Origin of the sequence: Pseudomonas putida W15Oct28, from assembly GCF_000708715.2 — a bacterium.
Classification (GTDB): Bacteria; Pseudomonadota; Gammaproteobacteria; order Pseudomonadales; family Pseudomonadaceae; genus Aquipseudomonas; species Aquipseudomonas putida_R.
The window spans coordinates 50,890-75,536 of sequence record NZ_JENB01000014.1 but is presented as its reverse complement, the minus strand read 5'-3'; the positions used below and the strand labels follow the sequence as shown (position 1 = coordinate 75,536).

At 63.2% G+C, this 24,647-nt stretch carries 21 protein-coding genes and 1 riboswitch; of the genes, 5 read left to right on the top strand and 16 right to left on the bottom strand.

The window, feature by feature from the left end; all coding sequences use genetic code 11:
- Nucleotides 1–4 precede the first annotated feature (4 nt).
- The 4 genes from dxs to ribB form a co-directional block, all read right to left on the bottom strand.
- On the bottom strand, nucleotides 5–1,900 hold the full coding sequence (gene dxs / locus AK81_RS12060) for a 1-deoxy-D-xylulose-5-phosphate synthase (protein WP_043199356.1): 1,896 nt from the start codon (nucleotides 1,898–1,900) through the stop codon (nucleotides 5–7).
- 192 nt (nucleotides 1,901–2,092) lie between these two features.
- Nucleotides 2,093–2,980, bottom strand: coding sequence for a (2E,6E)-farnesyl diphosphate synthase (gene ispA / locus AK81_RS12055; RefSeq protein WP_043199354.1), 888 nt, complete (start codon nucleotides 2,978–2,980; stop codon nucleotides 2,093–2,095).
- Nucleotides 2,977–3,219: an exodeoxyribonuclease VII small subunit gene (locus AK81_RS12050; protein WP_003255380.1), complete on the bottom strand. Its 243-nt coding sequence runs from the start codon at nucleotides 3,217–3,219 to the stop codon at nucleotides 2,977–2,979. The genes ispA and AK81_RS12050 overlap by 4 nt, the downstream gene beginning before the upstream one ends.
- Nucleotides 3,220–3,416: 197 nt before the next feature.
- Nucleotides 3,417–4,067 (bottom strand): 3,4-dihydroxy-2-butanone-4-phosphate synthase, encoded by a 651-nt coding sequence (gene ribB / locus AK81_RS12045; protein ID WP_043199353.1) that lies wholly within the window; start codon nucleotides 4,065–4,067, stop codon nucleotides 3,417–3,419.
- Between the two features lie 80 nt (nucleotides 4,068–4,147).
- A riboswitch (FMN riboswitch) is annotated at nucleotides 4,148–4,289 on the bottom strand.
- Nucleotides 4,290–4,359: 70 nt separating this feature from the next.
- On the opposite strand from ribB, the gene AK81_RS12040 reads away from it, so the two are divergent.
- Together AK81_RS12040 and AK81_RS12035 are read left to right on the top strand one after the other, a co-directional pair.
- Entirely contained in the window at nucleotides 4,360–5,586 is a 1,227-nt protein-coding gene (locus tag AK81_RS12040; RefSeq protein WP_430298106.1) for an RtcB family protein, read from the top strand.
- 94 nt (nucleotides 5,587–5,680) lie between these two features.
- Entirely contained in the window at nucleotides 5,681–6,667 is a 987-nt protein-coding gene (locus AK81_RS12035; protein WP_043199350.1) for a zeta toxin family protein, read from the top strand.
- Nucleotides 6,668–6,705: 38 nt separating this feature from the next.
- Here AK81_RS12035 and AK81_RS12030 read toward each other — a convergent pair whose 3' ends face one another.
- The 3 genes from AK81_RS12030 to AK81_RS12020 all read right to left on the bottom strand — a co-directional run bounded on the left by AK81_RS12030 (nucleotide 6,706) and on the right by AK81_RS12020 (nucleotide 9,717).
- Complete coding sequence (locus AK81_RS12030) at nucleotides 6,706–7,596, bottom strand: alpha/beta hydrolase (protein WP_043199349.1); 891 nt, start codon at nucleotides 7,594–7,596, stop codon at nucleotides 6,706–6,708.
- Between the two features lie 82 nt (nucleotides 7,597–7,678).
- On the bottom strand, nucleotides 7,679–9,025 hold the full coding sequence (locus AK81_RS12025; RefSeq protein WP_043199348.1) for a HAMP domain-containing sensor histidine kinase: 1,347 nt from the start codon (nucleotides 9,023–9,025) through the stop codon (nucleotides 7,679–7,681).
- Complete coding sequence (locus AK81_RS12020) at nucleotides 9,025–9,717, bottom strand: response regulator transcription factor (protein WP_043199347.1); 693 nt, start codon at nucleotides 9,715–9,717, stop codon at nucleotides 9,025–9,027. Before AK81_RS12020 ends, AK81_RS12025 begins: the two co-directional genes overlap by 1 nt.
- A gap of 181 nt (nucleotides 9,718–9,898) precedes the next feature.
- On the opposite strand from AK81_RS12020, the gene AK81_RS12015 reads away from it, so the two are divergent.
- Nucleotides 9,899–12,076: a TonB-dependent siderophore receptor gene (locus AK81_RS12015; RefSeq protein WP_043199345.1), complete on the top strand. Its 2,178-nt coding sequence runs from the start codon at nucleotides 9,899–9,901 to the stop codon at nucleotides 12,074–12,076.
- A gap of 373 nt (nucleotides 12,077–12,449) precedes the next feature.
- Complete coding sequence (locus tag AK81_RS12010) at nucleotides 12,450–13,670, top strand: glycosyltransferase family 4 protein (protein WP_043199343.1); 1,221 nt, start codon at nucleotides 12,450–12,452, stop codon at nucleotides 13,668–13,670.
- A 15-nt stretch (nucleotides 13,671–13,685) separates the two neighbouring features.
- Here AK81_RS12010 and AK81_RS12005 read toward each other — a convergent pair whose 3' ends face one another.
- Nucleotides 13,686–14,642, bottom strand: a complete 957-nt coding sequence (locus AK81_RS12005) for a FecR domain-containing protein (protein ID WP_043199336.1) — start codon at nucleotides 14,640–14,642, stop codon at nucleotides 13,686–13,688.
- Nucleotides 14,635–15,174, bottom strand: a complete 540-nt coding sequence (locus tag AK81_RS12000) for a sigma-70 family RNA polymerase sigma factor (protein WP_043199334.1) — start codon at nucleotides 15,172–15,174, stop codon at nucleotides 14,635–14,637. Before AK81_RS12000 ends, AK81_RS12005 begins: the two co-directional genes overlap by 8 nt.
- 189 nt (nucleotides 15,175–15,363) lie before the next feature.
- Between AK81_RS12000 and AK81_RS11995 the strand changes: the two genes are divergently transcribed.
- On the top strand, nucleotides 15,364–18,303 hold the full coding sequence (locus AK81_RS11995; RefSeq protein ID WP_343226794.1) for a TonB-dependent receptor: 2,940 nt from the start codon (nucleotides 15,364–15,366) through the stop codon (nucleotides 18,301–18,303).
- Between the two features lie 288 nt (nucleotides 18,304–18,591).
- On the opposite strand, the gene AK81_RS11990 is transcribed toward AK81_RS11995, so the two are convergent.
- The 7 genes from AK81_RS11990 to AK81_RS11960 form a co-directional block, all read right to left on the bottom strand.
- Nucleotides 18,592–19,293 (bottom strand): LexA family transcriptional regulator, encoded by a 702-nt coding sequence (locus tag AK81_RS11990; protein ID WP_043199330.1) that lies wholly within the window; start codon nucleotides 19,291–19,293, stop codon nucleotides 18,592–18,594.
- 184 nt (nucleotides 19,294–19,477) lie between these two features.
- Entirely contained in the window at nucleotides 19,478–20,005 is a 528-nt protein-coding gene (gene ppa / locus AK81_RS11985; RefSeq protein WP_016497835.1) for an inorganic diphosphatase, read from the bottom strand.
- Nucleotides 20,006–20,098: 93 nt separating this feature from the next.
- Nucleotides 20,099–20,914, bottom strand: a complete 816-nt coding sequence (locus tag AK81_RS11980) for a zinc-dependent peptidase (protein ID WP_043199329.1) — start codon at nucleotides 20,912–20,914, stop codon at nucleotides 20,099–20,101.
- Nucleotides 20,915–20,934: 20 nt separating this feature from the next.
- Entirely contained in the window at nucleotides 20,935–21,582 is a 648-nt protein-coding gene (locus AK81_RS11975) for a DedA family protein (protein WP_041167541.1), read from the bottom strand.
- A gap of 249 nt (nucleotides 21,583–21,831) precedes the next feature.
- Nucleotides 21,832–22,290: a GNAT family N-acetyltransferase gene (locus tag AK81_RS11970; RefSeq protein WP_043199326.1), complete on the bottom strand. Its 459-nt coding sequence runs from the start codon at nucleotides 22,288–22,290 to the stop codon at nucleotides 21,832–21,834.
- A gap of 109 nt (nucleotides 22,291–22,399) precedes the next feature.
- Nucleotides 22,400–23,218, bottom strand: coding sequence for an ethanolamine ammonia-lyase subunit EutC (gene eutC / locus AK81_RS11965; protein ID WP_043199435.1), 819 nt, complete (start codon nucleotides 23,216–23,218; stop codon nucleotides 22,400–22,402).
- A gap of 8 nt (nucleotides 23,219–23,226) precedes the next feature.
- Nucleotides 23,227–24,621, bottom strand: coding sequence for an ethanolamine ammonia-lyase subunit EutB (locus tag AK81_RS11960; protein ID WP_043199324.1), 1,395 nt, complete (start codon nucleotides 24,619–24,621; stop codon nucleotides 23,227–23,229).
- Nucleotides 24,622–24,647 lie beyond the last annotated feature (26 nt).

Here is a 24,647-nt window from a genome sequence, read left to right as displayed (position 1 = left end):
GGGATTACAAGCCGAGCCTGACCATGCGAGCTTTCACCGAAGCCTCGATCCCGGCCGCATCCAGCCCGCACTCAGCCAGCATCTGCGCAGGTTTGGCATGCTCGACATAGATGTCGGGCAAACCCAGGTGCAACAGCGGCTTGAGCACTGCCTGGCTGGCAAGGAACTCACCCACCGCAGCACCCGCGCCACCCATGATGGCGTTTTCTTCGATGGTCACCAGCAGCTCATGGCTACCCGCCAGTTCCAGCACCAAGGCCTCGTCCAGTGGCTTGACGAACCGCATGTCGACCACCGTGGCGTTGATCTGCTCGGCCACCTGCATGGCCTCGGCCAACTGCACGCCAAACACCAGCAGGGCGACTTTCTCACCCTGGCGGCGAACCACGCCCTTGCCGATTTCCAGTGGCTCCAGGTCGCCGCTGATCGGCGCATTCGGGCCGGTGCCACGCGGGTAGCGCACGGCTGCCGGGCCGTTGTACAGGTGGCCGGTGTTGAGCATCTTGCGCAGCTCGTTCTCGTCGCTCGGGGTCATCACCAGCATGCCCGGGATGCAGCGAAGGTACGAAAGGTCGTAGCTGCCCGCATGGGTCGGGCCGTCTTCGCCAACCAGGCCGGCGCGGTCGATGGCGAACAGCACGTCGAGGTTCTGCACGGCCACGTCGTGGATCAGCTGGTCGTAGGCACGCTGCAGGAACGTGGAGTAGATCGCCACCACCGGCTTGCTGCCCTCGCAGGCCATGCCGGCCGCCAGGGTGACGGCGTGCTGCTCGGCGATTGCCACGTCGAAGTAGCGTTCCGGGTAGCGCTCGCTGAAGTCCACCAGGTCGGAGCCTTCCTTCATCGCCGGGGTAATGCCCACCAGGCGGTTGTCGGCGGCGGCCATGTCGCACAGCCATTGGCCGAACACGGCAGAGTATTTCGGGCCGCTGACTTTCTTCGGCGCGGCAGGTTTGTCGGCCGGCTCCAGCTTGGTGATGGCGTGGTAGCCGATCGGGTCGACCTCGGCCGGGGCGAAGCCCTTGCCCTTTTTGGTCACCACGTGCAGGAACTGAGGGCCCTTCAGGTCACGCATGTTGCGCAGGGTGGCGATCATGGTCGGCAGGTCGTGGCCGTCGATGGGGCCGATGTAGTTCCAGCCCAGCTCTTCGAACAGCGTGCCCGGCACCAGCATGCCCTTGGCGTATTCCTCGGTGCGGCGGGCGATTTCCCAGGCGCCTGGCAGGCGCGACAGCACCTTCTTGCTGCCCTCGCGCATGCTCGCGTAGGTGCGGCTGGAAAGGATCTTGGCCAGGTAGTTGGACAGGCCGCCGACATTGCGCGAAATCGACATGTCGTTGTCGTTGAGGATCACCAGCATGTCGGCGTTGACTTCCTGGGCGTGGTTCAACGCCTCGAAGGCCATGCCGGCAGTCAGCGCGCCGTCCCCGATCACCGCGATCGACTTGCGTGCGCTGTTCTGCAGACGGGCGGCAATGGCCATGCCCAGTGCAGCGCTGATCGAGGTGCTGGAGTGGCCGACGCCGAAGGTGTCGTACTCGCTCTCGCTGCGGCGCGGGAAGGCGGCGATGCCGTCCTTCTGGCGCAGGCTGAGCATGCGGTTACGGCGCCCGGTGAGGATCTTGTGCGGGTAGGCCTGGTGGCCCACGTCCCACACCAGTCGGTCGTCCGGGGTGTCGAACACGTAGTGCAGGGCGATGGTCAGCTCGATCACGCCCAGACCGGCGCCAAAATGCCCACCGGTCTGACCCACGGTGTAGAGCAGTTCCTGGCGCAGTTCGTCGGCCAGGGTCTCCAGGTCGGCTTCGGCCAGCCGGCGCAGGCCGGCAGGCGTGTCAGCGCGGTCGAGCAACGGCGTGACCGGGCGTTCGCGGGGGATCTCTTGAAACGTCGTGGGCATCAGGCGAGTCGTTATAGGTGTGTGAAGACGCGGCAGTTTACCCCATTGTGGGAAAAGTGCCCATTCGACCACTGTTTGCGACACCCCATTGTAGGCGCGGGCTTGCCCGCGAATGCGGTGCTGAATGCGGTGCTGAATGTACCGACGCATTCGCGGGTAAACCCGCTCCTACAAAGGGAGTGGTATCAGTGCTTAATTACGGCGTTCGACGATGTAGCGCGCCAAGGCCCGCAGCGGTTCGGCCGTTTCACCGAAGCCTTGCAGTGCGATCAGCGCCTGGTCGCGCAGTTCGATTGCATAGGCCTTGGCCGCTTCCAGGCCCAGCAGGGCCGGGTAGGTCGGTTTGTCACGAGCTATGTCAGCACCCTGGCGTTTGCCCAAGGTGGCGGTGTCGCTTTCCACGTCGAGGATATCGTCCTGTACCTGGAATGCCAGGCCGATGGCCTGTGCATAAACCTGCAGGGCATCCAGCTGCGCCTGTTCGGCGCGGGCGCTGGCCAGGGCGCCGAGGTGTACGCTGGCTTCAATCAGTGCGCCGGTCTTGTGCCGGTGCATGAACTCCAGCGCCTGCTGGTCCAGCTTCAGGCCCACCGAGCCGAGGTCGATGGCCTGGCCGCCGACCATGCCTGCCGGGCCGGCAGCCTTGGCCAGGGCCTGGACCATGGCCAGGCGAATGCTGTCGGCCTGCGGGCTCAGGCCTGGGTCGAGCAGGGCGCTGAACGCCAGGCTCTGCAAACCGTCGCCAGCCAGGATGGCGCAGGCTTCGTCAAATGCTTTGTGGGTAGTGGGTTGGCCGCGACGCAGGTCGTCGTCGTCCATGGCTGGCAGGTCGTCATGCACCAGCGAGTAGGCGTGGATCAGTTCGACCGCGCAGGCCGCGCCGTTGGCCTGTTCGGCCGGGGCGCCCAAGGCTTCGCAGGCCGCGTAGGCCAGCAACGGGCGTACGCGCTTGCCGCCGTTCATCACGCTGTAGTGCATGGCGGCGTAAAGGCGTTCCAGCTCTTTGGACGGGGCGACGAACAGCGGTTCGAGGGCGGCGTCGACCCGAGCCTGGCAACTGGCCTGGTAGGTGCCGATCATGCTTCCGGCTCCGCGTCGAAGGGCTGTGCAGCCAGTTCGCCGTCGCGTTCCAGCAGGATTTGCACTTTCTGCTCGGCCTGGGCCAAGGCACCCTGGCAATCACGGGTCAGGGCGATGCCTTGCTCGAAGGCGGCCAGCGACTCTTCCAGCGACAACTCGCCGTTCTCCAGGCGCTCGACCAGAGCTTGCAGGTCTGCGAGGGATTGCTCGAAATCGAGGGAGGCTTTTTTGCGGGCCATGGCGACTGTCTCGGTGGCATTCAGAACGGCGCGACACTAGCAGAGCGGGGCGGGGGGAGCAAACTTCCGGGGCAATGTGTCTGGATTTGTCGGCCTCTTCGCGGGCTTGCCCGCTCCCACAGGTATTGCACCGGCTCTGAACCCGGCGCAGACCCTGTGGGAGCGGGCAAGCCCGCGAAGAGCCCCAAGGTGCTCTATCAGGCTGGCTCGGCTTCGAGCTCCAGCATCGCCTCGCGGTACCGCGCCAGCTCTTCGATGGTCAGCACCGGCAAGTTGTACTGGCGCGCATACACCGCCACCTGCTCGCCGCGGGCCATGCTGCCGTCGGGGTTCATCAGCTCGCACAGCACCGCCGCCGGGCGCAGGCCGGCCAGGCGTGCCAGGTCCACCGAGCCTTCGGTGTGCCCACGGCGGGTCAGCACCCCGCCATTGCGGGCGCGCAGTGGGAACACATGCCCCGGGCTGACGATATGGCGCTGTTCGGCGCTGGAGCGCAGTGCCGCGCCAATGGTGGTGATGCGGTCCTGGGCAGAAACCCCGGTGGTGATGCCTTCTGCGGCCTCGATGGTGACGGTGAAACCGGTGCCGTGGCGGGCCTGGTTGTTCTGCACCATTGGCGCCAGTTGCAGTGCGTCGACGGTGGCTTCGTCCAGGCACAGGCAGACGATGCCGCTACAGTCGCGAATCATCATGGCCATGGTCTGCAGCGTAATGTTTTCGGCAGCGGCAATGATGTCCGCTTCGTCCTCGCGGTCGTCATCGTCAAGCAGCAGCACAGGGCGCCCGGCCTTGAAGGCGGCGATGGCGGCGGATACAGCGGGGAATTGCGGGTGGTTACGGGTGGACATGAAACGCTCCTCGTGAATGATCGATGAACGTCTCGGGGCGAACAAAATGCGCGCGCAGGGGCGCCCGGATGGCCCCTGCCTGACGCCTTCTTTCATCCGGACTATGACCGTCGGCTCTGGAGTTGCACCAGATCTGCTGACCCCCGGCATGACCGGGGCGCTCGCGGGCTCATCTTTCGATTTACCGCCGGTGGGGACTTGCACCCCGCCCTGAAGACCGCTAAAGCATACAGCACCTTGCCACCCCGCTGGCAACCCACGGCTCTACGACCTTTGGCGGTATCATGCCGTCATGCATTCGAGGAACAAGCCCATGGATATTCTCCAGGTCGCCGGTGGCAAGCCGATCAAGCTGTGGACCGATGGCGTGCCGGTCGAAGACGAGGCCCGCCAACAACTGCTGAACACGGCCAGGATGCCGTTCATCTTCAAGCACCTGGCGGTGATGCCCGACGTGCACCTGGGCAAGGGCTCGACCATCGGCAGCGTGATCCCCACGGTCGGCGCGATCATTCCCGCAGCGGTTGGCGTGGACATCGGCTGCGGCATGATCGCCGCGCGCACCTCGCTGCACGCCCGTGACCTGCCAGACAACCTGCATGGCTTGCGCAGTGCCATCGAGCAGGCGGTGCCCCATGGCAAGACCTTCGGCAAGCGTGACCAGGGCGCCTGGACCGATGTGCCGGCCAAGGCGGACAAGGCCTGGGGCCAGCTGGCCGGGCGCTTCAAGGCCATTACCGACAAGTACCCGCGGCTGGAGAAGACCAATAATCGGCACCATCTGGGCACCCTGGGCGGCGGTAACCACTTCATCGAGGTGTGCCTGGATGAGGCCGACCGCGTCTGGTTCATGCTGCACAGCGGCTCGCGCGGTGTGGGCAATGCCATCGGCAACCTGTTCATCGAGCTGGCCCAGGCCGACATGCGTCAGCACCTGGCCAACCTGCCGGACAAGGACCTGGCCTATTTCGAAGAAGGCAGCCGCCATTTCGCCGACTACGTCGAAGCGGTGGAGTGGGCGCAGGACTACGCCCGGCAGAACCGCGAGCTGATGATGCTGGCCGTGGTCGGTGCTGCCCGCAAGGCGCTGGGCAAAGCGTTCGAGGCCCGCCTGGAAGCGGTGAACTGCCACCACAACTATGTACAGCGTGAGCAGCATTTTGGCCGCGAAGTGCTGGTCACGCGCAAAGGGGCGGTGTCGGCACAGCAGGGCGAACTGGGCATCATCCCGGGGTCGATGGGGGCCAAGAGCTTCATCGTGCGTGGGCTGGGCAACGAGGAGTCGTTCTGTTCGTGCAGCCATGGTGCCGGCCGCGTGATGAGCCGCACCAAGGCCAAAAGCCGCTTTACCGTCGAGGACCAACGGCGCGCCACGGCACATGTGGAGTGCCGCAAGGACAAGGAAGTGATCGACGAGATCCCGATGGCGTACAAAGACATCGACGCGGTAATGCGTGCCCAGCAGGCGCTTGTCGAAGTGGTTCATACCCTGCACCAGGTCGTGTGTGTGAAGGGGTAGCGAGCAGCGCCTTAACTAACTACCACACTGTGCGCCGGGGCAATTCCTAGAGTGTCGGCCAGCCCATTTGGGGCAGACACCTGAGGATTGCAGAATGGCTACGCTTTACCCGTTCACCGAAAGCGACGTGGAGGATGCCTTCGCCCAGCTCGACAATGCGCTGTTCGACAAAGCGCGCGAAGCTGATGGGCCTGAAAGTGACCCAACCCCGAAAATGCTCATCGTTGCCGGTGCGCAAGGGTCGGGCAAGACCTACCTGCTGGAGAAGCAGTTGCTGCCCAGCGAGCGCTATCAGAACCATGTGCGGCTTTACCTGCCAGAGTTCCGCAAACTGCACCCGCACTACGCCGAGATGAGCGAGCACGGTGTGTTGCATGTTTACGAGCACACCGAAACGTTCATCAGGGCATTGAGCGGCAAGGTTTTCCAGTACGCCTTCGCCAACCGCTACAACATCATCATGGAATCGGCACTGGACGACGAAGCATTCGCCGGCTTCCCGCCTGCGGCTGTAGAGGCTGGTTACCGCTTTGAGATTCACATGATCGCCTGCAAAGTGGAGTTCAGCCATTGGGCGACGCTGGATCGTGGCGTCAAGAGCGTTGGCAAGGGCGAAATAGAGCGGTTCGTGGCGTTATCGCAGATCCAGGCCTCGCAGGCGAACGCCAAAAAGATCCTGAACGCTTTCGAACACGCCTGCACACAGGCCCCTGGGTCGCAGATTACGCTTTATGAGCGAGGCTTCGAGACGGACCAGCAGAGCAAAGTGCTGTGCCACAGCACGTGTGACGCCCATGGCGTGTTGACCCCGCAGGCAGACTACGATGGCCAGCCCTTTTTCCGGGCGCCTTACCACGACACACCGGTTGAAATCCGGCGCAGCCCTGAAGGCAGCGGCTCTGGCGCCTACCTTCAATTCTTCCAGGTCGTGCATGCCGGCATGCTCGATGGGCCGGTGCGCCAGCAGATGGTCATGGCCTGTTGCAAGACCCTTGGCCGTAGCACGGACCTGGTACCCCGCATTTCCAGGGATGCCTTCCGCGACCTGAGCCAGTACCTGCTCAAGTACACCTACCCCTGATGACAAGAGGGCGCAGCAGGCCGGAGCCGAACAGGGCGTTATCTGGCCAGCTGCTCGATCACCGTCTTCAACGATGCCCCCAGCATTTGCCCATGGTCCAGCCCCTCGAACCGTTCGAAACGCACCTGTAGGCCTTTTACCTTGGCCAGGTCCGCTGCCAGTTCGCGCGCAGGTCGCTCGACATCGCCCTTTACCTGCGCCCTGGGGTTGGCAGGTTCCTCGCTGCCGCGCATCAGTACCAGCCGCGCCGGGGTGTTGCCCAGGCGTTGTTCAAGCCCCTGCGCCTCATGCACGATTGCCCCGTCATGCCACCACAGCGAAGGGCTGGCCGCCGCGTAGTCACTGAACGCCCCGGGCCGGGTGAATAGCGCATGCAGCACGGCCAGCCCGCCGTAGGAATGGCCCCACAGCGTCTGTCGCTGCAGGTCGATAGGGGCCAGCCCGGCCACCATCGGCCGCATGCGCTCGGTCAGCAGGTCCAGAAATGCATCCACGCCGCCAGTGGGCAGGCCGGTCAGCGGGTCACGCTGCTCGGCCTGCCCAGGCAACGCGGGGGTGTAGTCATAAGTCCGCCCAGCCCGCTCGATACGCTGCTCGGTCTGGTACCCCACGGCCACCAGCAAAGGCGCCTGGCCGGCGGCAAGCTTGGCCAGTTGCTGGCTGTTCAGCGCGCCAAGCGCAGCATTGCCGTCGAGCATCCACAGCACCGGGTATCCCGATGCGGGCGCCGGGCGGTTCGGCGTGCCGACCCACAATCGGTAATGACGCTGGCCATCGGCCGAGTCCAGGTCGAGCTGGCTGAAGCGGTAAGCCAGGTCCTGACGCTGCAGCAGCGAGGTGTCCATCTTCTGGTTGCGCTCGGGCTGCGCCAGGGCAACGGGGGCTGCAAGGGCCAGTGCCAAAGCCAGCGTCAGGGTCATCTTGCTCATCAGGCGTCTCGTCAGGGCTTTGCGAGGAGCGCAAGGCTGGAACGCCCAGATGATAATCAGTCCTGATTGAGCGTAAAGCGCATTAACTTTCTAAACAGTCCCTGGCAATCGGCAAGGTCATGTGAAGGCACAGGCCAGGGTGGCCATTGCTGGCCCATAAGCGGCCGCCTTGCAGCTCGATGGCGCGGCGGGCGATGGCCAGGCCCAGGCCAAAGCCGGCGCCGCTGTCGGCCAGGCGCTGGTAAGGCTTGAAGATGCGTTCAAGGTCGGCGTCAGGTACGCCGGGGCCTTGGTCACTGAGGCGCAGGTGCCAGCAGCCGCCTTCACGCCAGCCATCCAGGCTGACCCGGCCCTCGGCCGGCGAGTGGCGAATGGCATTGCGTATGAGGTTTTCCAGGGCCTGGGCCAGACTGTCCAGATGGGCCTGCACCAGGCAATCGGTGCCGAGCGAACACGGCAGGCGTGCCCGGTCCCATCCGCTTTCGAAGCAAACGTCCTGGCACAACGCTTCCCACACGGAAATCATCAATACCGGCTCGGTCGGCAAGCTGGGCTGTTCGGTGTCCATCCAGGCCAGGTCCAGCGTGTCTTCCAGCAGCTTCTGCATGTCGGCGACTTCGCGGTCCAGGCGCTCGCGCAGCTGCGGCGGCGGCAAGTCGCTGTCATGGGCGATGCGCAGCCGCGCCAAGGGCGTGCGCAACTCGTGGGACAGCGTGCGCAACAGCAGGCGCTGCTGCTCCAGGCTCTGGCGCAGGCGCCCGGCCATGTGCTCGAAGGCCTGTGCCAGTTCACCCAGCTCGTCACGGCGTGCCAGCAGGGGCAGGGCGGGGCTGTCCAGGTCATCGGCACGCAGGGCGTCGGCGCGGTCGCGCAGGCGGTTCAGCGGCACTACCAAGTGCCGGTACAACGCCAGGCCCAGCAGCAGGGCGAGCAGTGCGGGGGCAACGCCGTGGGTGATCACATGGGTCCACGGCGTCAGGCCGGTGGGCAGCAGGCGTTCGGGCAGTTGCAGCACCAGGCGGCCGTGCTCGGGGTGTTGCGGGAATTCGATGCTGACGTAGGGCAGCTCATCCTGCAGGCGCCGGCTCATCGGCCAGTCCAGTTTGCGCATGAAGGTCAGGTGGCTGGCCTCCTCGGCGCTCAGCGGCGTGGTGCCGAGGCTTTGCAGGTGCGGGCCGATCACCGCCACCCAGATGTCCTCGGCCTGTTCCAGTTGCCGGCGCCAGGCCTCGGCGCCGATCGCGCCGCCCTGGGTCCAGGCGTCTTCAGCTTGTTGCGCATAGCGCGCCAGGTAGTCCTGGTCGGCCGGGGACAGAAAATAGGTGCTGCGTTCCACCGACAGGCCCCAGGTCCAGATCAGCCAGATCAGCAGCAGGCAGAAGCTGACCTGCAGTACGGCCAGTTTCCACAGCAACGGGTGGCGACGCATCAGGGCTGTTCCGTGTCGACCAGGATGTAACCCTGCCCGCGCACGGCCTGGATCTGCAGGTGCTGGGCACTGATATCGGCCAGTTTGCGGCGCAGGTTGCACACATGCACGTCCAGGCCCCGGTCCAGGCGGGTATAGGCCCGGTGCAGCACGGTCTGGTACAGGAAGGGTTTGCTCAAGGCTTCGCCGGGGTGCGTCCGCAGCGTTACCAGCAAGCGGAATTCGGAAGCGGTGAGGCCGGCGGCGTTGCCGTTGTGGATAACGTCCTGGCGGTCGTGGTCCAGCATCACCTCGCCAACGTCGACACGCAGCGCCGTGCCACGATCAAATGCCACGCGCCGCAGCAAGGCATCGACCCGTGCGTCCAGCTCCGCCAGGCTGAAGGGCTTGGGCAGGTAGTCATCCGCACCACGGGTAAAGCCACTGATGCGGTCCTGCTCGGCGCCCAGCGCCGACATCAGCATGACCGGCACCGCCTGCTGCCGGCGCAGCTCGTCGAGCAGGCTGAGGCCATCGATACCCGGCAGCATGATGTCCAGCAACACCAGTTCGAACGGTGTTTGCCCAATGGCGTCCAGGGCCTGGGTGCCAGTGGCGCAGGCGTTTACCCGGAAACCGCGTTTGAGGAAATGGCGTTCCAGGTCCTGACGCAGGCTTGCGTCGTCTTCGGCGAGGAGAAGTGAGGTGGGCACGGCGAGCCTTGAATGAGAACCTGTATCAGTTGCGGATCATCCCATTGCCAGCAAGGGAGGGCAACGCCTGGGTGTGTTAAGAAGGTTAATCCTGCTGCGCCCCTGTTTTCCCTCCGGTATCGTTCGCAAAAAGCAACTTGTTTCGTTTGCGAATTACTATCATTTGGGCGAAGGGTGTGTCATGAACGGTTTCAAACGTGTGGGGAGCTCGCGACGGGCTAGGGGCTGGCTGGTGCTGGGGTTGCTGGCGCCGTTTTCGTTGTCGGCACTGGCTGAAACGGTGGCCACCCAGGCGGCAGCCGAGGGTAGCTCGCTCGACTTGCCGGCACTGACCATCGAAGGCAACCGCCTGTACGACATGCTGCCCTCGGAAGCCACCGGTGGTTACAGCGTCGATGCCGCGACCGTGGGCACCAAGACCCCAGCAGCGCTGAAGGACATCCCCCAGTCGATCACCGTGTACACCCAGGACTACGTCAAAGACCGCCAGTTTGTACACCTGGATGACCTGGCCAAGTACACCGCCGGCCTGCGCACCTTGACCAACGACAGCGGCCGGTCGTCTATCTACGCCCGGGGCTACGAGTACAGCGAGTTCAACATTGACGGCCTGCCGGCGCCGATGGCCAGCATCTTCGGCACCGTACCGTCGCTGGCGGCGTTCGACCGTGTCGAAATCATGCGCGGCCCGGCCGGGCTGTTCAGCAGCACCAGTGAACTGGGTGGCATCGTCAACATGGTGCGCAAGCGCCCGACCGCGGAGTTTCAGGGCCACGTCGAAGGCAGCTATGGCACCTGGGACACCAACCACGAAGAAATCGACCTGAGCGGGCCGCTGGATGACGCCGGCCGCGTGCGCGGGCGTTTCGTCGCGTCGCGTGACGACACCAATGGCGAAGTGGATTACAACGCCAACACCAGCAACAGCTACTACGGTGCGCTTGATGTCGACCTGGACGACGCCACCACGCTGTCGTTCGGCCTGATGCACGAAGTGAAGAACATCACGCCGCACAATGGCTACCCGGCAACCCTGTCTGGCGACGTGCCCGATTTCAGCCACTCCCGTTTCCTGGGGGCTGACTGGAACTACTTCGATGGCAAGACCACCGACCTGGTCGCCGAGCTGACCCACCGCTTCGACAACGGCGGCTATGGCCGTATCGCGGCGCGCGGCTCGCACCGCGACACCAACTACCTGTACGCCTTCACCGCAACCAATGCCACCACTGGTGCCAACTCCGAGCGCGCCAGCGCCCGTGACTTCACCCAGGACACCTACTCGCTGGACGCCAGCTACAGCCAGCCGTTCGAAACCCTCGGCCAGGTCAGCGAATTTGTGGTCGGCACCGACTACAAGAACTACGACACCGAGTACCTCAACGGCACCACCAACCTGGGTGCCATCAACGTCAACACCTACTCGCCCAAGCAGTTTGCCAAACCGTCGCCCAACTACAGCACCGAGACCGGCATGCAGGAAGAGGAATACGGCCTGTATTCCAAGGTCACCTTCCGCCCGATCGAGCGCCTGGCGCTGATCGCCGGTGGCCGCTTCAGCTGGTACCGCGGTGATTTCTACACCACCACCCTGAGCAGCGGTGCCAGCACCAACGACAGCAAGCGCGTGGACGGCCACTTCACGCCGTATGGCGGCCTGGTCTACGACCTGACCGAGAACCATGCGCTGTACGCCAGCTACTCGCAGGTGTTCAAGCCGCAGTCCGACACCGACAGCAACGGCCGGGTGTTGAAGCCGCGTGAAGGCGAGCAGTACGAGTTCGGTCTCAAGAGCAGCTACTTTGGCGGCGACCTGAATACCCGCTTCTCGGTATTCCGCCTGACCGACAAGAACCGCGCCACCACCGAGTACGACGAGGATGGTGTAGACACCAACTTCTCGGTTGCCTCCGGCAAGACCCGCGTCAAAGGCGCCGAAGTGGAAGTGAGCGGCAAGCTGACGCCAAACTGGGAACTGCTGGCCGGCTACACCTGGATGGAAACTGAAACCCTCAAGGGTGACGCCGAAACCACCTTCTTCATCATGCCGCGCAACCAGGCTTCGCTGTGGAGCAAGTACACCATCAGCCAAGGCCCGCTGACCGGCCTGGCCATTGGCGGCGGTGTATCGGCGATGAGCAACTTCTATTCCGAGAACGGTGGCGTGCGTATCGATGCACCGGGCTATGCCACGGTCGATGCCATGCTGTCGTACCCGGTTACCTCGAAGCTGACGGCCACCCTCAACGTCAACAACCTGTTTGACCGGGACTACCTGTCGCGGGTGGGATCGACGTCTACGTTCAACTTCTACGGGCCGTCGCGCAGCATGATGGTCGGGGCGCGGTACGACTTCTAATCAGGCGGATTGTTGTCCTTCGGCCCTACGCGTTCCCTGTAGGAGCGGCCTTGCGTCGCGATGGGCCGCGAAGCGGCCCCGGCAATTTCAGCTTCACCGCAGATAGTGCCGGGGCCGCTTCGCGCCCCATCGCGACACAAGGCCGCTCCTACAAGGGGGCCGGCACCGGTGCTGAATCATGAGAAATTGTTGCAACCCCGCGTGTGCAATCTGTGAAGGCGCACTAGAGTGAACCCCGAACGGAGCGCTTGCTGCGTACGCAGGAGGTCTGCAAGGACGCTACAACGTTGTTGAGATGGACGGCTGGTATTGAGGAGTAGGCCCCATGTAGACAATTCAATCGTTAGTGTCCTGGCATCCCTGTGAGGGGAATATGATTGAAGACCCATACATACTCTTCACCCGAATTCCTGTTGTCGTAGACGAGCAAGGTAGTTTGTTTACAGACCCCTTATGGGTCAAAGATATAGAGCTTCATTTGGGCTACATAGAAAACTTCGGGATATGCTGCCCGGTTGAGAGAGGCGGTAATATCGACGGGCTGCAAAGCATCAGTCATCTGGATGTAAAATGGCTTTATGGGTTGCGCAAAGACCATGGGCTTACGTCAGTACTAAAAAACTTCTTTCCGAATTTCATAACCGTCATCAACGCCTGCAAGCATGCCAGGATCGTTCATTCTGACGGGGCCGGTTGGGCATTCCCTTTGTCCTTCTATCTGCTGCCGCTAAAGCCATTCTTCCGCTTTCAATGGGTGATTGTCATAGAGTCTTCATTCTGGATGTTGGCTCAGGGACAGGCGCGAACCCTCAGAGCAATCATCGAACACCACGTGCACACCCTTTTATTGAGGTGGTGCCTGAAGTGGGCGAATGCCAGGATATTTACCCAGTCCTTCTACAAGGAATATTTTCTTGGGGGCGATAACAGTCGCACGTTGATCAACCCTGCCAGCTGGCTCGACAAGAAATTCATGGCGTCCCCTGAGGCAGTCAGAAAAAGATTCGAAGGCAGGCACAGCCGTACCCTCAACGTGCTTTACCCCTCCCGCCTTGTTCTGGACAAAGGTGTGCTGGTAGTCCTTGAAGCCATTGAGCAGCTGAAAACCGACGACGTTGATATCACCGTCACCCTCATGGGTGAAGGTGATTTGAAAGAGCACTGCCGACGCTTTGCTGCTGAAAAGCGTGGCGGCGTCGAGGTGAGGTTCCAGAACGCAGTTGATTACGGCAAAGATTTTTTCAGGATCATTGCCCAGCATGACTGGCTGTTGGTGCCGACACTGAAGCAGGAACAACCCCGAATCATTTTTGACGCATTCAGCCAGGGCGTTCCCGTCATCGGTTCTGACACATCCGGGGTGCTGGACATTACCAGCAAGCACACCGCGCTCACGTTTGAAACCGGGAACCCGTCCAGCCTGGCAGACCGCATTCGGCATGCCGCCCGGCATCCCGCGCTGGCGCTGGAAATGGGGCTGGCGGGGTTGGATTATGCGACGGGGAAAACACACTTGCAGATGCATCAGGTGCGCGAGCAATTCCTGAAGAGCAGTTTGACGCCCTCTGCCAACCTGCGCGCCCGAAAGGACTGACGACGGGCTACCCGATTACCGGCTGATAACCAGGCGCCCACCACCTTGGCGAATCTGCAGCCCATAGGTCTGGGCCAGCATGGCCAACGCCAGCGGGAGATCATCGACCGGGAAGGTGCCAGACACCCGCAGTTCGCTCAACGCGGGGTCGCACTCCAGGGGGCGGTCGGTGTAGCGCATCAAGGCCTGCGCCCACTGTTGCAATGGCATGTCATCGGCCACCAGCAAGCCGCGTTGCCAAGCCAGGCTGGTTTCACGCACCTCCCCGACAAGGCCCAGACGCTCCCGGCTGAATCGCACCTGCTGCCCGGCGCGGATGATGTTCTCGCCTGCCGCCACGCTGGCGCTTTCGGGGCGTACCTGCACGGCGCCTTCGTACACCTCGAGCAAGGTGTCATCGGCCAGCTGGCGCACGCTGAAGCGCGTGCCCAGCGCAAGCAACTGCCCCTGCACGGTCTGCACCCTCAGCGGCCGTGGGTCGGCAGCGGTCACGATGTACACCTCGCCACGGCGCAGATGCAGCAGCCGTTGCGCGCTATCGAAAAGCAGCTGCAGGGCACTGTCGGTATTGAGGATGATCTGCGTGCCGTCGGCCAGCCGCGCGTGTGTGCGCTCGCCCACCGCCGTCTGGTAATCACTGGCAAAACGCCCGGCCTGCGAGCGCCAGCCCCACCAGCCAAGCGGTGCGGCACCCATCAGCAGCACCAGCCCGCGCAGTACCGCGCGCCTGCCCAGCGGGCGTTGCAGGGTCTGCCTGGCCAGCGTTGGCGGCAGGCTGCCCAGGCGTGAAAGCAGGCGCTGCGCCCTTTTCCATGCACGTTCGTGCTCATCACTGGCAAGCCGCCAGCGTTCCAGTTCGAGCTGCTGGGCAGCCAGCAGAGGCCCTTCCTGCATCAGCATCAGCCACGAGGCTGCCTGGGCAAGCACATGCTGCGCGATGGCATCGTCGGGCGTTGCAGTACCGTCAGTCATCGGGCATCTGCGTCAGGCAGGCCAGGTAGGCCTCGTGGATGTACTTCTTCACCGTCGGCAGCGCTATGTTCAAGGCCACGGCGATGTCCTTCTGCTTAATGCCGTCCAGTGTCGCCATCAGGAATGCCTGCCTCGCACGCGGTCGCAGCTTGTCCAGCACTGCGTCGATCTCATGCAGGGTCTCGAGGATCGCACATTGCAGCTCAGGGGAAGGATGCTCGGGCTCTGGTAGCAATAGCAGCGCTTCGAGCCACGCCTGCTCCAGTGACTGCCGGCGCCGCCAGCTCACCAGCACGCAGTTCGCGATGCGCGTCAGGTAGGCGCGGGGCTGACGAATCGGCTCGACCCGCGCGCCTTCGCGGCTGGCCAGCACACGCAGGAACGTATCCTGGGCCAGATCGTCGGCCCCCCCGCGCCCCCAGGACCTCAGCCGGTAAGCAAGCCAGTTACGCAGCCAGGCGTGATTCTCGATGTACAGCGTTTCGATACTGCACGGCTCGGTACTGTTCGGCGGGGAGAAGGGTGCATTCATCGTCGATTGAATTGATACATTGGCTGTCGCAAATGCAAACCATTATCACTAGAATCGCTCAAGTCACAAGGCCAGTTCGGTAAATTCGGACGCTTCCGGTTCATTCATATCCTTTTTTCGATCTCGTGCGACAGAGGAGGTAACAGCCCGCTGCCACTGGTGGGCGCGAACCCCACGAGCGAGAAAAGCATGCTCCCAGTACGTTGTCCTTCACCTGCTCCGCGCCCTCGGCCTTGCCTGTCGCCCATCACCTTTGCCCTGCGTTGCGCGATGACCAGTTGCTGCGCTGCGGGCCTGCTGCACACCAGCGCGGTGTTGGCCCAGGACGCCCACAAGGCTGCGCTCACAGCTACCCGCCTGGACGACGCCACGCTGCGTGACTACAACATTGCAAAAGGGCCGTTGGGGGCAGCCCTCGGCAGCTTCAGCAGCCAGGCCGGGCTGCTGCTGTCGTACGAGCCTGAGCTGATCCGCGGGCGAACGGCGCCCGCCTTGAAAGGGCGGTTTACGGTCAGCGAGGGCATGCAGCGGTTGCTCGCCAATACCGGTTTGCAGCTGGTGCCAAGTGCTACCGGGAGCTACGTGTTGATGGCGCAGGGCACTGCTGCCCGTGCTGCAGCAGAGTTGTCGCCGACGATGGTCGAGGCCGCCGCACAGGGCCCAGAGGTGGAAACCTACAGAGCGCCACGTTCGTCAGTGCACCTGACCAGCGAGCAGATCGACCGCTTCGGCCGGGTGTCTGCGGGCGACCTGCTCAACGGTGTCCCTGGCGTGCAGGTTGGCGACACCCGCAATGGCGGCGCCCTGGACGTCAACATCCGCGGCATCCAGGGCCAGAGCCGGGTGGCGGTCAAGGTGGATGGTTCTGAGCAGGCCCTGGATGTCTATCGAGGTTATGGCGGTACACAGCAGCGCAGCTATATCGATCCCGACCTGATCAGCAGCCTGACCGTGAACAAAGGGCCGTCGACCAAGTCCGGGGCGATAGGCGGTACGGTGGAGATGCAGACGATCGGTGTGCAGGACATTCTGGTGGGCGGCAACCAGGTCGGCGTACGCCTCAAGGGCGATTTCTGGGACAACGGCGTAGCCCCTGCTCACCGCAGCGCCACCTCCAGGGATGAAAGCCTGTCGGCGCCGCCACGCGACAGCCGGGGCAGCCTGTTCGGCTCCGAGGCGGAGTCTGGCAGCGCTGCCTTTGCCTTCACCACAGAGCGGCTGGACGTGGTGGCGGCGTATGCACACCGCAATCAGGGCAACTACTTTTCCGGCAAGAAAGGCCAGGACCGCTACCGCATTCATGACGAAGACGGCCGCGAGCAGCCGAGTGTGGCAATGACCTACAACGCCGGCGAAGAAGTGCTCAACTCGTCATCGAAAACCGACTCGTACCTGCTGAAGGCGACCTGGCGGATAGCCGACGACCATACGCTGGACCTGGGCTATCGCCGCTACGACGGTCGCACTGCCGAGATCATGCCTTCCGACATCTACCGTTTCGGCACCGCGGGTATCTACCAGTACCCTTTGGGCGAAGTGAAGATCGACACCTACACGGCGCGCTACCACTACCTGCCTGCCGGCAACCCCTGGGTCGACCTGACCAGCAACCTGTGGATGACAGACGCCAAAACCAGCACCTTGAGTTCGGCCTGGACAGCGCCTGCTTCGCAGTTGTTTCGTTCTGACCGCAGCTGGACCCGCCAGGACAACCGCCGTATTGGTGGCGACCTGAACAACGTCTCCCGGTTCGAGACGGCCCATGGCGACTTCAAGCTCGATCTGGGCGGCGCCTTCCAGCTCGAAGACCTGCAACCGCAGAAAAGTGTGCTTATCACCCAGCATGACATCGATGCCAACCGCACCCTGCGCGATGCCTCCAGGCAGGAGTTCAGCTTCAACGGCAAGCTCGAGTACCAGCCAATCGAGCAACTGACCCTGTGGGGCGGTGGCCGTTACAGTCACTTCCGCACCAAGGACAACACCGTGCTGGCCACCGCCCGGCGTCAGGACCGCGAGGTACGATACCTCTCGGCGAGTGGCCCGAAAGGCTGGGGCAGCATGACCTGGTTCCCGGACCAGAACGGCCAGTACACCGATGCCACCGACCCCAGGCTGAACAACGGCATCGTCTTCGGCAACAGCAACGAGCCGTTCAATGGCGTGCGTTTCAACGACTTTGGCGCGACCAGCGTGGACGTCGGCACCGAAGGCATCAGCAGCGTGGTCACAGGCTACGACCATAGCCCGCAGGGCAGCAGCAGTGGCGGCGGCTTCTCGCCGGCATTCGGCATCAACGTCGAGCTGATGCCCGACACGTTCTTCTATGTCACCTACACCCAAGGCCTGCGCCTGCCGTCTTTGTTCGAGACCAGCCAGGGTACCCAGCAAGTCGCCCCCGGTAAAAGCCTGAAGCCCGAACGCTCGCAAAGCTGGGAGATCGGCGTCAGTGCGCTGCACGACAACCTGTTTACCGAGCACGATTCGGCCGCGCTCAAGCTTGCCTACTTCGACAACGTGATCAAGAACTACATCACCCGTTACTACGACCCAAGCCCGGGGCTTTGGGGCCTGATGACCTTCAGCAACACCGACAGCTTCAGCACCCGCGGCTTTGAGCTGCAATCGCACTACGATGCCGGCCGTGTGTTCGCCGACCTTTCGGCCACCTACTACCTCAAGACCGAGACCTGCGACGCGGCCTTCGCCGGCAAACTCCGCGCCACGGCCAACCCGTACCAGAAGACCGGGAACACACCCAACTGTACGCCGGGCAGTTTCATGGGCTCTTACACCAACACCCAGAACCCGCCACGGTTTTCAGCCAACCTGACCAGCGGCGTGCGCTTCTTCGACGAGGCATTGACCGTGGGTGGACGGGTGACCTACACCTCCGGGCCGACCAATACCCTCGACAAGCCCTGGCAGTCCGGTGCCACCACGCCGCAGGTCGAATACCGCTCGGTTGCGCTGTTCGATCTGTTCCTCAAGTACAAGCTGCTCGAGAACACCGAGGTGAATGCCTCGCTGCAGAACCTGACCGATCGCTACTATCTGGACCCGCTGGCGCAAAGCTTCATGCCGGCACCGGGGCGCACGCTGCGGGTGGGGGTGGTGACGCGGTTCTGAAGGCTGGAGGGGGCGTTGGCACAGAGGGTTTCGCCAGCGCCCTGAAATTTCTGCGGGCATTAAAAAGCCGGCTTGTGGCCGGCTTCTCGGGGACGCTTCCGACTAATTTATGGTAAGTCGCAATCGCCTTAACTGTGTGGCCATCAAGGGCCTGAAAGAGATGGCAGATGCCCGTGTGGGATATCGCCGAGCCCTCTGGACCGCGGCTCGCGCCGGTCGGGGCTTAATGTGCGGCGTAGCATACAAGGGCACGCGCAGGATGCCCAGCAAAAAATGGCACAGGTTGTTTCAGCCGGGCCGCTGCTGGCGGAAATGCGACCAGTGGAATACCCAACCGATAATCTCCAGGCCCTGAGCCTGGCGCTGGGCGCAGGTGTAGCGTTCGACGGCGTAATTGCGCCGGTCATGGCTGTGCAGGTACAGCGTGCCCTGCGGGCCGAGGCTGAGGTTGTTTACCCTGAGCACGCCATTGTGCAGCAGGGCATAGGTTTCGCCCTCTATGACTCGCGTCATGCCCAGGTCCACGGCCAGGGTGGCCTCCAGCGGAATAAGCGGAACCATGTTGCTGGCGGGCATGGCCAGGCAAATGGCGTGATGGGCGTGCACACCCAACCTTTTCAGCGCTTTTGCCGGCAGGCGCAGGTGTTTGCTGGCCACCGGCGCGAGCAGGCCGTTTCGCAGTTCGTAAAAAGGCACCCTCAGCTCCCGGGCACGGTGTGCCGACAGTGGGCTGGGTGGGTTGGCCGGTGCCTGGCGTGGCGGGTGGTTGCGCTGGATCGGGTTTGGGTGTTTGGGGCCTTCGCCCGTGCGCAGCCAGCGCCGATGCACACAGAACAGGTCGGCCAGTTCGTCCAGGCGGGCCAGCGGCACGCCGCGGTTGAACCAGTTGTTGACGTGCTGCGGTGTGACGCTGCGCTGAGCGGCGAAATCAGAAGGGGACAGGCCACATTCGTGGAGAAGGGCTTTAAGGCGGTCGCCGGAAGTGTTCATGGTGGCGAGTGTAGCGACGGGGTACCCGCAAGGAAATGAACCGTTTGTTGACGGAATTTGTACGAAAAGTGCCTGCTTGTAGGGCGTTGGTGTAGGACTGCGTAGGACTTTTTACCGATGAAGGTGCTGTCGCCCCTTGGGGCATAAAAAAACCCGCCGGAGCGGGTTTTTTTTACAACCGGTATCAGCCTTTGTAGGCAGCAACCGATTTGGTGATCGCAGCACGGGCGGCGTCAGCGCCATCCCAGCCTTCGATCTTGACCCACTTGCCCTTCTCGAGATCTTTGTAGTTGGCAAAGAAGTGCTCGATCTGCTGGATCAGCAGGGCTGGCAGGTCGGTGTATTCCTTCACGTCGACGTACAGCTGCGACAGCTTGTCGTGAGGAACAGCGATGACCTTGGCGTCGCCGCCGCCGTCGTCGGTCATGTTCAGGATGCCGACCGGACGGGCGCGGATAACCGAGCCTGGCGCTACCGGGTAAGGGGTAACCACCAGCACGTCCAGCGGATCACCGTCGTCAGCCAGGGTGTTCGGGATGAAGCCGTAGTTGGCTGGGTAGAACATCGGGGTGGCCATGAAACGGTCGACGAACAGGGTGTCGCTGTCCTTGTCGATTTCGTATTTGATCGGCGCGTGGTTGGCCGGGATTTCGATGGCGACGTAGATGTCGTTCGGCAGGTCTTTGCCCGCCGGAATCTTGCTGTAGCTCATTGGGCAGTGCCCCCGTGTTTGACCAAAAAAGTGGCGGCGATTATAGGCACATTCTGCCGGTGCATGCCACGCCTGGCCTGATGTGCGGCCCCGTCAGGCGTGGCTTTCGCGGTACTCGGGGTGTTCGGCCTGCAGCCGCAGCAGCCGCGCCAGCGGGTCTTGCCGGTAGAACTGCGACAACTGGTGGTAGACCCGTGGATAAGCCTGATGCAGCAGGTCGGGGGCACTAAAGAAGTATTCGCTGGTGACGGCAAAGAACTCCGCCGGGTTTTCTGCAGCATACGGGTCGATGGCGGTTTCGGCGTCGGGGTTGTTGTCCAGCTGGCGGTTGAGGTCGTCGTAGGCCTGCTGCATGGCCGTTGCCCACTCGTCCACCGGCATGCCGCTGTGCAGCGGCGGCAGGCCGTTGGCATCGCCATTGAGCATGTCGAGCTTGTGCGCCAGCTCATGGATGACCAGGTTGTAGGCCTCCCAGCCACCACCGGCCAGCACGCCGTTCCAGGCCAGGATGATCGGCCCCTGTTGCCAGGCCTCGCCGCTGTGCTCGCCGTCCCACACGTGCTCCACGCCACTGGCATCGCGGTGGCGCTGGGGGCTCTTGAAGTCGTCGGGGTACAGGATGATTTCGTGAAAGCCCTGGTACCAGTTCAGCTCACCCAGGTGCAGCAGCGGCAACTGCGCCTGGGCGGCCAGCAACAGGCGCTGCTCGTCGTCGGGTTCGACCCCTGGCAGGCAGGTGAGGTGCTTGTCGAGCAGGAACAGGATGCAGGCTTCGCGCAGCCAGTGGTCTTCATCGTCGCTGATGCCGTCCAGCATGGGCAGGCGCTCGCGCACGGCCTGCCACTGCTTTGGCTCGATGGGGTAGCGCGCCAGCGCGCGCTTGCGCCGCCAGGCGCTGAACGACCACATGCCTGCTGTTCTCTAGAGGTTCAGTGAGCCTTGGCCGCACGGCCCAGGCGGCCGCGCAACAGGCCGAGGATCATCGGCACCAGCGACAGGATGATGATGCCCACCACCATCAGCGACAGGTGCTGCTTGATGAATGGCACGTTGCCGAAGAAGTAGCCCAGGGTGACCAGGCCGCCGACCCACAGGATTGAACCGGCAACGCTGAAGCCCAGGAAGCGTGGGTAATGCATGTGGGCGATGCCGGCGACGAACGGTGCGAAAGTGCGCAGGATGGGCAGGAAGCGCGCCAGGGTCACGGTCTTGCCGCCATGGCGTTCATAGAACTCGTGGGTGCGCTGCAGGTAGTCGCGGCGGAATATTTTCGAGTTGGGGTTGTTGAACAACCGCTCGCCGGCTGTTCGGCCGATCACGTAGTTGGTGCTGTCGCCCAAAATTGCGGCAGCCATCAACAGGCCAGCCAGCAGCACCGGGTCCATACCGCCACCCGCCGCTACGGCGCCGGCGATGAACAGCAGCGAGTCGCCCGGCAGGAAGGGCATTACCACCAGCCCGGTTTCGCAGAAGATCACGGTGAACAGGATGGCGTAGATCCAGGGACCGTAATTGGTGACCAGCAGATCGAGGTAGGCATCGAGATGCAGGATAAGGTCCAACGGGTTGAAATCCATGTACAGCACCTGTGTTCTTGGGCGTAGGCTGGGTTACCTGGGGATGGGTAAATTTTCACACATGACAGGTGGGGCATTATACGGCGAAGTGAGGATCATGCCCGGGGAGTTTGTAGCGGGGGGTTACGATAGGGGTATTCCTGTGCGGGCCTTTTCGCGGGTAAACCCGCTCCCACAGGTACTGCACAGCCTTCAAAAGCGGTGATGTTCCTGTGGGAGCGGGCATGCCCGCGAAGAGGCCGGTACAGGTCAATCCTGGCTGATGGGCAGGATGTAGCTCTTGAACTCGGTGTCTTCACGAAACCCGATGGATTCGTAGGTCTTGTGCGCAACTTCATTGTCGGCGCTGGTCGACACGCGCATGCGCACGGCGTTGGTCTCCTTGGCCATTTTCTTCGCTTCACGCATCAGGTGGTCGGCCACCAGCATGCGCCGCGAGTCTTCGGCCACGTAGATGTCGTTGAGAATCCACACCCGCTTCAGCGACAGCGACGAGAAGCTTGGGTAAAGCTGGCAAAAGCCCATCAGCTTGCCGTCGTCATCATCGGGAAGTGCCAGGTAGATCACCGATTCATCCCGCTTCAGGCGCTTTTCCAGGAAGCTGCGCGAGCTGTCGGGGTAGGGGAGTTGACCGTAGAACTCACGGTATTTGACGAACAATGGCGTGAGCAGGTCGAGGTGTTCCAGGGTTGCCTTGATGATGCGCATGTGCGGCCCTCAGAGTCCATTTAGGGAAACAGCGGAATGCCAGCGGCTTTCAAGGGCATGCTGCCCCAATGCGCGTCACAAGTGCAATCCGCCTTCCGTGACATGTTGTTTACCCTTTGCCGAGCAGGAAGTTGCCTTTCTGGTTGCCAGGGTGCTCACTTTCCAGGCTATGGACCTCGGCTTCGTCCTTAAGATTCACCCCGGAAAGCTGGCGCCGGCAGGCTTCGCGCATCAAGTACAGCAGGCGGTGCGCCGCCATGCCATAGCTCAACCCCTCCAGGCGGATGTTGGAGATGCAGTTGCGGTAGGCATCGGTCAGGCCGACCTTCGGCCCGTAGGTGAAATACAGGCCAAGGCTGTCGGGCGAACTCAGCCCCGGGCGCTCGCCGATCAGCATCACCGTCATCCGTGCGCCCAGCAGTTCACCGACCTCGTCGGCCACCGCCACGCGGCCCTGCTGCACCAGCACCACCGGGGCGCTGGTCCAGCCGTCGGCGGCGGCCTGTTCCTCGAAACGGGTCAGGAACGGCAAGGTGTGGCGGTGCACGGCCAGCGCCGACAGGCCATCGGCGACCACAATGGCCAGGTCGACCCCGCCGGGGTTGGCCTGGGCATGCTGGCGCAGGGTGGCAATCGAATCTTCGTTCAGGCGCCGGCCCAGGTCCGGGCGTTGCAGGTACTGATGGCGGTCACTGGCAGCGCTGTGCAGCACCAGGCTTTCGCGCCCGCGGTCACCCAGTTGGGTCGCCAGGCCGGCATGGTCGAAGGCCAGGTGCACGGCATCGCGGGCCTGGGCATGGGCGAACTGGAAGTCCAGCTGCGCCCCGGTTGGCAGGCTGGTGCCGGCGCGGCCCAGGGCGATGCGCGCCGGGGTCAGGTTGCGCAGGGCCAGCCAAGGGTTGTCGGGGGTAGGCGTGCGATGGTCCATGGTCATCCCTATGCAAGCTGTGCCAAGGCCTGGCGGAAGGCCGGTGGCAGGTTGTCACCAAAGCGCACCCGGCCATCGGCCTGGGTGAAGATGCCGGTGCGGGCCAGCCATGCCTCGAATTCCGGCCCGGGCTTCAGGCCCAGGGTCTGGCGCGCGTACAGCGCGTCGTGGAACGAGGTGGTCTGGTAGTTGAGCATGATGTCGTCGGAGCCGGGGATGCCCATGATGAAGTTGATCCCGGCCACCCCCAGCAGGGTCAGCAGGGTGTCCATGTCGTCCTGGTCGGCTTCGGCGTGGTTGGTGTAGCAGATGTCGCAGCCCATCGGCACGCCCAGCAGCTTGCCGCAGAAGTGGTCTTCAAGGCCGGCGCGGATGATCTGTTTGCCGTTGTACAGGTACTCCGGGCCGATGAAACCGACCACGGTGTTGACCAGAAACGGCTTGAAGTGGCGGGCCACGGCATAGGCGCGGGTTTCGCAGGTTTGCTGGTCAACGCCATGGTGGGCGTTGGCCGACAGTGCGCTGCCCTGGCCGGTTTCGAAATACATCAGGTTTTGCCCGAGGGTGCCGCGTTTCAGCGACAGGCCCGCTTCGTAACCCTCCTGCAACACGTTCAGGTTGATGCCGAAGCCGGCGTTGGCCGCCTCGGTGCCGGCGATGGACTGGAACACCAGGTCCAGCGGCACGCCGCGGTTGATGGCCTCGATCGAGGTGGTGACATGGGTCAGCACGCAGGCCTGGGTGGGGATGTCGTAGCGCTGGATGATGGCGTCGAGCATTTCCAGCAAGGTACAGATCGAGGCGATGCTGTCGGTGGCGGGGTTGATGCCGATCATCGCGTCGCCGTTGCCGTACAGCAGGCCGTCAAGAATGCTGGCGGCGATACCGGCCGGCTCGTCGGTCGGGTGGTTGGGCTGTAACCGGGTAGACAAACGCCCGCGCAGGCCCATGGTGCCGCGGAACCGGGTGACCACGCGAATCTTCTGCGCCACCAGCACCAGGTCCTGCACGCGCATGATCTTCGACACCGCTGCCGCCATTTCCGGCGTCAGCCCTGGCGCCAGGGCGCGCAGGGTGTCTTCATTGGCTTCTTCGCTCAGCAGCCAGTCGCGCAGCCCGCCTACGGTCAGGTGGCTGACCGGGGCAAAGGCCTGGGCGTCGTGGGTGTCGATGATCAGCCGGGTGACTTCATCGGCTTCGTAAGGGATCAGTGCTTCATTGAGGAAGTGGGTCAGCGGGATATTGGCCAGCGCCATTTGTGCGGCGACACGTTCGCCGTCATTGCTGGCCGCGACGCCTGCCAGAAAGTCCCCCGAGCGTGCCGGGCTGGCCTTGGCCATCACGTCCTTGAGGCTGTCGAAGCGGTAGACCAGGTGGCCTACCGTGTGTACGAAACTTGCCATACAGAATCTCCAGAGCCGCGGGTTGC